Genomic DNA, 8,017 nt, shown 5'->3' with positions numbered 1-8,017 from the left:
ATCAAAGGTAAGAATCTATTTGTTTCCCCTCAGCTGACCATTTTTCATCTAGAAGACGACAAGCGACATAGACAACTTTTTGAGGGTTACGCTTGTGTCTTCCATTCATATTCCAGGAACGGACAGTATAATCACCTTGATAACCTAAAACAAGTGCAAGCTCGTCATAAGTTAATTGCCACTTTTTCTTCAACTCAATTGGGTGCATAGTATTCAGATAGGTCAAATTATTTCTGTGTTTAATAGGTGTCTAGCAGACACGCGGCTCTAAATTATTAGAGGTGAATGGCAAGTTTGATAAAGACAATCATTGAGGCAGCAAGGGAGCGGAGGAGAAAGAATAAGTTTTAAGGATATGGACGGAAGTAAAAGAAATTCCCCTCTGCAATTCTTATCAGAGGTAAGAATCTACAAGTTTCCCCTCAGCTGACCATTTTTCATCTAGAAGGCGACAAGCGACATAAACAACTTTTTGAGGATTGCGCTTATGTCCTCCATTTATCCCCCAGCAGCGGACGGTGAAATCACTTTCATAACCCAGGACAAGTGCTAACTCGTCATAAGTTAATTGCCACTTTTTCTTAAATTCTATTGGGTGCATAAATGTAAATCCCTCACTATTTTTAATCGACAAAGTTTTCCGGTTTTGTGACTCACGAGAAATATTTCTCTAACGAGCGCTAATAAATCTGAGCAAGCTATCAGGATAAAACCAGTCGGGAACTGTGACGCGCTCCGATTCAATCAGATTTCCGTCGTCATCATAAAGACCACTAATTTCAGCATGATTTAGAGGTACGCGACCGTTCTTTGACTTACGCTTAATTTGGATAGTTTCGGTTTGCCTTAAGTCATTAAAACCCTCAGCATTGCCTGAAGCTGCATTAGTAAAAGCATGAGCAATGCAAACTAGATATTCGGCTGCCTTACGAACATCAGTAAGTGAATGTCTCACAAATTTTTTGACTGATTCTTTGCATTGTGGCTGCATAGAAAGTTGTGTTAATTCATCCCAAAGTGTTTGAATAGGGGTGTCGTTTTCTGTACGGTCACTCCAACGTTGAACAGCTTCATTCATTGCCTCACCAATAGCTAAATAATCGTTGCGTTCGCCAATTAATTCCGGCTCCAAAGGTATCAACAACTTCCAAGCTTTTGCTCTGTTCTTATGTCCATGAGCGTCAACGATTGATGTAATATTCCAATCAAAAATCGCCTTCCTACACATAACAATTGATGCAGCAAAACTGCTTTTACCACTACCTTGACCCCCTAACACCCAAACTGGTTTTGTTGATTCAATGACATCCCATAGCCAGCCACCCTCATGATTTTTCAAAAGTTGAACTAATTCTTGGGCGGTCGTGCCTTGTGGAGCCTGAGATGCTTCACTACTGGGATTGATGTTTTCTGCGTCCGCCTTGCGCTTGTCTCGCAGATTCTCAGCAATAGATTTATCAGCTACAGAATCAGCGACCGCGAACTGTTTTTTAGTGTTATCAAACTGTAAATCTTCAAGCTTTGATTGACGCTGGTACTGTTGCTGCAATTCCTCAAGAGAGATATAGCGTTCTTGGACTAACAGATTATCAGCGCGTCTGTCGATGTCCTTTTTCTGCTTGTCTGATATCCGTCCTGATTCATGTGACTGTAAATCGCGCTCAGTCCTAGTAATTAAACCTTGGCGCTTAATAGCTGTCTTAAAATATTCCAGACGTTGAAAACTTGACTCGTTGTCAATCTCATCTTTTGCAGCCCAGCAGTAATAACCCATCCAGACAAAAGCAGGCGCGACTAATAACCACAGGCTAGGATTCTCTGATGGAGCCAAATCTGACGTAATGAAAGCACCGTCAGGGAGAGACACAACATCATTAAACTGTCGTGACTTCCATACTTCTGTTAGCAATCTGTACTTGAAACGACAGTATTTGTTATCAAGCGCCAATTGTGATTGTGTGGGTTTGTTATAGTACCTTCCAAATGTCCGTTTATTCGCGGTAGTAGGACAAAATCGCACTTCAGTAAATTGATAAGGGTGCGGTGTCTGCCCATAGTAATAAGCGCTGAAAAGCCCCAGAAGTAAAGCTGTGACAGCACCAACTTTTAGTAGTGGTTGAGCCTTCATGACTTGGATTTATGGATGCCGTAAACAACACCACCTGCCACTAATGCACCCACCACAAATACAATAGTTTTGTCTGATTCTGGCAGACGGTTAAAATCTTCTACAGTCGCTTTGATGTTGTCGTAAGTTTTGTGTGAGTTCTGCATCGTCGTGTAAAAATCGCCGATAGCAGTCCACAAAATGAAACATCCGAATATTGTTTGAAAAAGAAACTTTATCGCCTTGTCCATGTCCGTAAAAACCCATCCTTCAGGAGACTTATTTACGGTGAACTCCAATAAATCACGATTAACTATTTGATTAATCCCCAACACAATAGCGACCGCAGGCAATAGCCCCGACGAGCCTGTAGCTATTACTAAATACTTAGCCAAGCAATAAGAAGTAACACCCCAGCCGCAAGATTCAATACCTTTGAGAACAGCGCGACTGCGATTAAGCTTTTCAATTTCCTTCGCTTTAAATCTTTTAATAGCTTCTTGTTCATCCTGGGTAAATGCAGTATCAGGAAAGTCTTGATAGAAGCGTGATTGTTCGGTGTCCCCGTCTTGCAATGAGGTGTCAAGTTCATCTAACATTGTTCTTACGACTAATTTTTATTTCCCCTACTGAGCGGTAACTTAGTAGGGGATTTTTAGATGCGAATTACTCGAAAATCGTAGAAACAGCAGTGCGGAACGCTTGCACTAATTTGTTAGTCGTGAATGACTTACGAGGCACTAAATCAAGGTCGGAACCTTCGCCATAAGTCAATAGATGTTTGGCTTTTTCCGTTTCATAAGTTCTATCAGCGTCTAATTGTGCCTTTACAGGTCGGGCTAACTGGGATTTAGAAGCTGCTAGATGGTCAACTTTACTCATGTGATAGTCGATGTAAGCCTTGAGCTTAACTAGGTCGATGCTTTCTCTGTAGCGCTGATTCTCTAGTGTGCGGTCGCTGGCCAGCTTCAATCCGATTTCTGAGCGCTCATGACCGTACTTTAAATTTGCGATCGTTAAATCAGCATTGGCTTTGTCAATGGCAATACCAGACGCGCCAGCAGATTTGTAAATCTCTGCAAGTCCTTTGTTGTACTCCTCAGTGCCTTTGATGAATGCACTGAGGTTATCTGTGATGTAGGGCATGATGGTTAAGATGCGTTCGCCCTCGTTGCCCATTGACCCTACTTTGGTCAATGCTGCATCGTCACCATTGATGCAACCCATGATTAAGTTGTCTGCAACGCCTAATTTCTCAGCCCTTGCTTTCAGCTTTCTGCCGTGCTTACCAACGATATTCTTGATATGCTTCACGTTTTTGACTCCTGTATGTGCAACATTCCGTCATAAACCATTGAGAGAGGGGAGCCGCAAGCGCAATTAATAACGGTATCCCCACAAGCCCAATTAACAAATGTTTGTAAGTGAGCTTGCCTCCGGGCTTAGTCGATGATTCCGGCGAAAGATAACGCGAGGTCTGCAAACTGGCTTTTGTAGTCCAGGGCGGTCGCCTCCATCGCTTGCTTGATTTGGCTCAGTTCACTGCCAGCAACATCATCCATCTCTGCCAGTGTCTGCCTGATTTCGTCGGCTTTGCGTCGGATCTTGGATACTTCTTGATTTTTGAATTCCCTTGCAAAGTGGACGAGGGCGTTAAAAATTGCCTCGTTTAACTCTTTTCTGGATGCGAAAGTAGAAGCGATAGACACTGTAATCTGTTTCACATCCGCCGCTTTGAGTTCAATTCCTGCGCCCTCTGCAATGTCTGCAACGAGGGCTTGCTTTTCAAGGTCAGTCAGCACAATCTGATTCTCTGATTCGGCAACTGTAAGCTGATTAGATTCAACTTCAGGCTGTGCATCTTCCCCTACTAGAAACGTTTCTTCAACGGGTTCATCAACTACAGATAATTGGCTTGTCGATTTGACTTTGAGATAGTCAACGGCTTGACTCAATTGCTCTTTGGTGGGATTGTCAAGGTCATCGCACTCGACAGCAAGCGCTGCCGTTGTGTAATCATCTTTAGTGAATCCTTGATAACCCTGTTTGTACAAACGAGCGCGGACATTGTTAGTAAATTTGTCAGACATGGTAATTGCTCCTTATAGGGCTAGTGTTAAAACTGAGATCGTTGCGGATTTCATCGGTTGCGGTCGTCTGTTGATTGCCCATTTAGCAGCAATAAACGCAACAAGGGCTAAATCTTTGCTGTGGTAAATATTTTCAGCGCTGAAAGATAGCCCGGCTTTCTCAAACCAGTAGTAACGAGTGCTGCGTGGTACATCGTCAAGATTGATTTTTAGATAGTCTGCCAGCGCAACTAAAAAGCTCTTGCCGTTGTAACTAGCGTCTAACTCATAGAAGTGCTTGAAAACTTGCCAGCGCTCATTAAATCCCTTGCTAGCAGGGGTTAGCGCACCGTAACGCCGCCGAATTCCTGCAAATGTCTCAACTATTTTTTGAGCCGAAGCTGATTCCACATCTAAGCTAAAACGCTGTTTGAGAAAAGCTACTACTCGATACCAAGTAATATCTGAAATTTCTTTACCCATCTCACGCTGATAAATCTGTTTCAGGTGGCGATACTTAGCTGAATACACTTTTGTTGTCACATTATCTCCGTATTAAAATTTTAAGTTGGTCAAAAATTAACTAGACATCCGGGTATGCCAAGGTATTTGATATAGCCCTGAGTCTGATTCGAGGTATTTGATATAGTCCTGATGAGGACGACTATCAATAACCTTGGATTCAAGACTTTGGACGGGCTTTCCAAGCTAATATTTGTCGGCTATAACCATGCAATAACAAGGTTTGTCAGCTTTGATGACATACTGACACTTTCTCGTTTACCCCCACGAATACGCCCCTTTTGGACTAGTTGACGCGCTTGTGCCAAAGCTTTTGGACGTTTTGCGCGGTACTAAATGTTACCAAGGTTTAGAACAAACTCAACTGTATTGAGTTGTTAGTTATCTCTGCTGTGTGCTGTTTATATAAGCTCGGCACTTCGTAGCAGCGTCTTAGCACCTTGTCACGATTGAGCTTTAAGTCAGCACTTTTAGACTGACGCGGTAAAGGACGGAAATAGTACTGAGTGTGTCTAATACTGTCGCTGCTATAGAGATAGCGATAGAGAGCGCCATCGATACTGTAGGTTTTGGACTTGCTTAGGAGGGTTACACATCCAACAAGCTCCTTATCAATCATCTTTCCCATCTCCCGCGACACACGCACCTGTCAGACTTGCACCCAAGAAAACCGCAATTGATGCGATGGCGCTTCCTTCAAAAATCTTGGCGTTGTAAATCCATGTAGGTTGATATTCCTCACCTCTACTTTCCTCAATGCGGTCAAACCCGTGACAAAAGATAGAACCAACTACCATAAAACTAGTAGTTACCAAGCTCACAATTGCTACTGATGACGCTCCATTAAGTATGAATGAGTTAATCTTTTCACGCCAAGGAATTACACGGCGAATGTGCATTACTGGCTTTTGTTCTAGATATGAATGCCACTCTTCATTAGTAAAATTCAAGGGCTTGGAATCATAAGGAACGTGAAAATCAAGTAGTTCGCCTACTGCTTGAATTGCATCCCCTATCATCACATCTGGGGAGTATTCTAGTTGTCTGAATTCTTCTGAATCTCGAATTTCTCTGAGCCAGCGATCTATTGCTTCTAACCTTCGTAATTGATTTTGATTAAGCATTGTTCTCTCAAAAGGTAGTTCGTTGATTGCTTCTAAGTTGCGTAAATTGATATGCATGAATCCTCTGTCCTAATGCAGACACGCACAATTACCACGACCGTTGAAAATGAACGGACGCAATGCAGATATTGCTGTGAATAGTTGAATGCTCTCAAAACAGCGCTTGCAACCCTTGCAACCCTCGAAAGGAAGTCGTCTTAGCGTTTTGCGCTTGGGTCTTACTTGCGTCTGCCTTAAGTTATTGACGTATCGATAACCTTGACACTAATATAGTAAGTGAAGTTAAGCAAAGTGTCAATACTTCTCTTACAATAATTGCAAATAGCTTAGAAGTAGTATTTAATAGCTCCATAAAGCATACTTTCTATGCGTAATGGCTACAAAAAAACCACGATTAACAATTTATATGGCATCACAGGAATTATTAGACGACCTACAAGCAATTGCCGATGAGCAACAACGATCAGTTTCCAATCTTGCTAGCATCGCACTTGCGGATTGGATAGCTCAATATAAAGAACGAAAAAAAGAGAACAAATAAAATTATCGACTCAGAGCAAACAAAAGGCGATCGCGTATAATGTTGACCCTGAAAGACCCACCTAGCGATTTTCAACTCCCGCCGCACAACGAAACGGCATTAGAGATGCTTAGGGAGGCGAAAGACTACGAATCCGCTTTGGCTCTGGCGATTAGCGGTACTGCACTTGCTACAGGCGGCTTCATTACTCCGGTAGGCTGGGCAGCTTTTGCATTGGCTTACAAGCCATTGATAAGAATTCAAAAACTTGCACGACTGGAAAAATTAACAGCCCTGCTTTTGGATGAGTTTAAAAGCCAGGGGATACAAGTCTTTCCAGTGCTAAAGCTAGAGGACAAGAATCCTATCGACTTGTTTGTGAGATTTGAGCGAAAAGTTCACCTGTTTATCTCGATTCGCTCAATAGGAGATAAGGAGATTGTCTACAACGAAGCTAGAGAGGTTTTGCAGATCAAGAGGAAAGACAAACATGGACTAAAAGTTTGGAGTCCTTGCCCACTGCTTGAATTGGCAGATTACGAGAAGTGGTTGAGCAAGAACAGGGACTTGTTTGCAATGTCTTCCCGTGAAGCTACAAAAACGCCCTCAGCAAAAGTTTTGGTCTTATGGCCTCCCACCAAGGCGGCTATTGATCACAATTCACACCTTTATTCTGAAGTTGGAAGTATGAAAATTCTGGCTCCTAGAAGAAAAGGCACTGCATTTATTATTCAACAGGAGGAAGTAACTGAGTTTGTCAAGGCGACTTTAGCCAAGTACTTATAGGTTAAACAATGAAAACCCCGCGTCCCGGTAGGACAGCGAGGTTTTCAAATGGAATTGGGGTATCGGGTTTTAAAGGGGCCTGATCAATATCCCTAACAGTAATTTTATCGTACATGATTGGGTGTAAAGCCAATGTACACACTGGCTCACCAGATGTAAACAGCGTTTGAGAAATTTTATCAAATTATATTTTTGAACGTTTGTACTAAAAGATTACTTTCGGGATAGCTCCAATTCCTCCAACACACTTCAGGAGGAATATATCATGTCACCATTACAACAATTTAATCACTCAGTATCGGCGCAATCAGCAGATGCTCAAGGGGCAAATTCTGCCCTGGAGACAAAACTTGAGTTGATTGAGAGTCGGATAATCAAGTTTGCGTTTAACGGCACAGGAAAAAACAAAGACTGGGACTTTAAGAAACTTGCCGCCAACTTTCGAGATACAGAAGGCACTCTAGCCGATGTGCAGCAACATATTAAAGCAGGTCACGCCATCTGTGCCGGACTGTTAAACGGTAAATGGCGCAGTAAAGCCAATGTCATCGGTTCTCAATGGCTACTAATCGATATTGATAATTCCGATGTCGCCCGTGATGCATACAACAAGCCAATTAAGGACGAGAATGGAAATTCTATCAAAGTTTACGATCGCCAATTAACCATTGAAGAAGCCCTAGCCCATCCCTTCATTAAAAAACACTGCGCCTTAATGTACACCACAGCCAGTCACAAACCAGACTGGCATAAATTCCGATTGGTTTTCCTTCTCCCCGAATACGTCCAAGGTGCTGATACTGTAGAAGCTTGTACGCGCTTCCTCATGCAGCAGTGGGAGCGATGCGATTTTGTGAGATGCCTTACTTCGTTTGGGCAGGGGGCAGGG

11 protein-coding genes and 1 pseudogene are annotated in these 8,017 nt (G+C 42.7%); 4 read left to right on the top strand and 8 right to left on the bottom strand.

Features of this window, described 5'->3' with window-relative positions:
* Positions 1 to 210: hypothetical protein (locus ACFE90_RS33575; protein ID WP_375506623.1), on the top strand; the 210-nt coding region annotated here is incomplete at its 5' end.
* A 184-nt stretch (positions 211 to 394) separates the two neighbouring features.
* Here ACFE90_RS33575 and ACFE90_RS33570 read toward each other — a convergent pair.
* From ACFE90_RS33570 to ACFE90_RS33535, 8 genes are all read right to left on the bottom strand, one after another.
* The gene (locus tag ACFE90_RS33570) at positions 395 to 601 is read right to left on the bottom strand and encodes a hypothetical protein (protein ID WP_375506622.1); all 207 of its coding nucleotides are present in this window, start codon (positions 599 to 601) and stop codon (positions 395 to 397) included.
* A 69-nt stretch (positions 602 to 670) separates the two neighbouring features.
* Positions 671 to 2,128 (bottom strand): hypothetical protein, encoded by a 1,458-nt coding sequence (locus ACFE90_RS33565; RefSeq protein ID WP_375506621.1) that lies wholly within the window; start codon positions 2,126 to 2,128, stop codon positions 671 to 673.
* Positions 2,125 to 2,706, bottom strand: a complete 582-nt coding sequence (locus ACFE90_RS33560; RefSeq protein WP_375506620.1) for a hypothetical protein — start codon at positions 2,704 to 2,706, stop codon at positions 2,125 to 2,127. Before ACFE90_RS33560 ends, ACFE90_RS33565 begins: the two co-directional genes overlap by 4 nt.
* Before the next feature lie 67 nt (positions 2,707 to 2,773).
* On the bottom strand, positions 2,774 to 3,421 hold the full coding sequence (locus tag ACFE90_RS33555) for a hypothetical protein (RefSeq protein WP_375506619.1): 648 nt from the start codon (positions 3,419 to 3,421) through the stop codon (positions 2,774 to 2,776).
* Positions 3,422 to 3,549: 128 nt separating this feature from the next.
* Entirely contained in the window at positions 3,550 to 4,197 is a 648-nt protein-coding gene (locus ACFE90_RS33550) for a hypothetical protein (RefSeq protein WP_375506618.1), read from the bottom strand.
* 12 nt (positions 4,198 to 4,209) lie between these two features.
* Positions 4,210 to 4,719, bottom strand: coding sequence for a hypothetical protein (locus ACFE90_RS33545; RefSeq protein ID WP_375506617.1), 510 nt, complete (start codon positions 4,717 to 4,719; stop codon positions 4,210 to 4,212).
* Between the two features lie 328 nt (positions 4,720 to 5,047).
* Positions 5,048 to 5,317, bottom strand: coding sequence for a hypothetical protein (locus ACFE90_RS33540; RefSeq protein WP_375506616.1), 270 nt, complete (start codon positions 5,315 to 5,317; stop codon positions 5,048 to 5,050).
* Positions 5,310 to 5,879 carry a hypothetical protein gene (locus ACFE90_RS33535; protein WP_375506615.1) on the bottom strand — a complete coding sequence of 190 codons (570 nt, stop codon included), beginning with the start codon at positions 5,877 to 5,879 and terminating at the stop codon, positions 5,310 to 5,312. The genes ACFE90_RS33540 and ACFE90_RS33535 overlap by 8 nt, the downstream gene beginning before the upstream one ends.
* Positions 5,880 to 6,195: 316 nt before the next feature.
* On the opposite strand from ACFE90_RS33535, the gene ACFE90_RS33530 reads away from it, so the two are divergent.
* The 3 genes and pseudogenes from ACFE90_RS33530 to ACFE90_RS33520 form a co-directional block, all read left to right on the top strand.
* Complete coding sequence (locus ACFE90_RS33530) at positions 6,196 to 6,363, top strand: hypothetical protein (RefSeq protein ID WP_163929116.1); 168 nt, start codon at positions 6,196 to 6,198, stop codon at positions 6,361 to 6,363.
* Between the two features lie 39 nt (positions 6,364 to 6,402).
* Complete coding sequence (locus ACFE90_RS33525) at positions 6,403 to 7,128, top strand: hypothetical protein (RefSeq protein ID WP_375506614.1); 726 nt, start codon at positions 6,403 to 6,405, stop codon at positions 7,126 to 7,128.
* A 265-nt stretch (positions 7,129 to 7,393) separates the two neighbouring features.
* Positions 7,394 to 8,017, top strand: a pseudogene (locus tag ACFE90_RS33520) (DNA primase); the annotation flags it as partial.

The organism is uncultured Nostoc sp., from assembly GCF_964245445.1.
In the GTDB taxonomy this organism is placed as follows: domain Bacteria; phylum Cyanobacteriota; class Cyanobacteriia; order Cyanobacteriales; family Nostocaceae; genus Nostoc.
Note: the sequence above shows the minus strand (reverse complement) of the source record. Positions and strands in the feature narration are given on the sequence as shown.

Bases quoted from the DNA above. Each gene is read 5' to 3' on its own strand.
- ACFE90_RS33570 (WP_375506622.1), bottom strand. From the start codon at position 601: ATGCACCCAATAGAATTTAAGAAAAAGTGGCAATTAACTTATGACGAG.
- ACFE90_RS33565 (WP_375506621.1), bottom strand. From the start codon at position 2,128: ATGAAGGCTCAACCACTACTAAAAGTTGGTGCTGTCACAGCTTTACTT.
- ACFE90_RS33560 (WP_375506620.1), bottom strand. From the start codon at position 2,706: ATGTTAGATGAACTTGACACCTCATTGCAAGACGGGGACACCGAACAA.
- ACFE90_RS33550 (WP_375506618.1), bottom strand. From the start codon at position 4,197: ATGTCTGACAAATTTACTAACAATGTCCGCGCTCGTTTGTACAAACAG.
- ACFE90_RS33540 (WP_375506616.1), bottom strand. From the start codon at position 5,317: ATGATTGATAAGGAGCTTGTTGGATGTGTAACCCTCCTAAGCAAGTCC.
- ACFE90_RS33535 (WP_375506615.1), bottom strand. From the start codon at position 5,879: ATGCATATCAATTTACGCAACTTAGAAGCAATCAACGAACTACCTTTT.
- ACFE90_RS33530 (WP_163929116.1), top strand. From the start codon at position 6,196: ATGGCTACAAAAAAACCACGATTAACAATTTATATGGCATCACAGGAA.
- ACFE90_RS33525 (WP_375506614.1), top strand. From the start codon at position 6,403: ATGTTGACCCTGAAAGACCCACCTAGCGATTTTCAACTCCCGCCGCAC.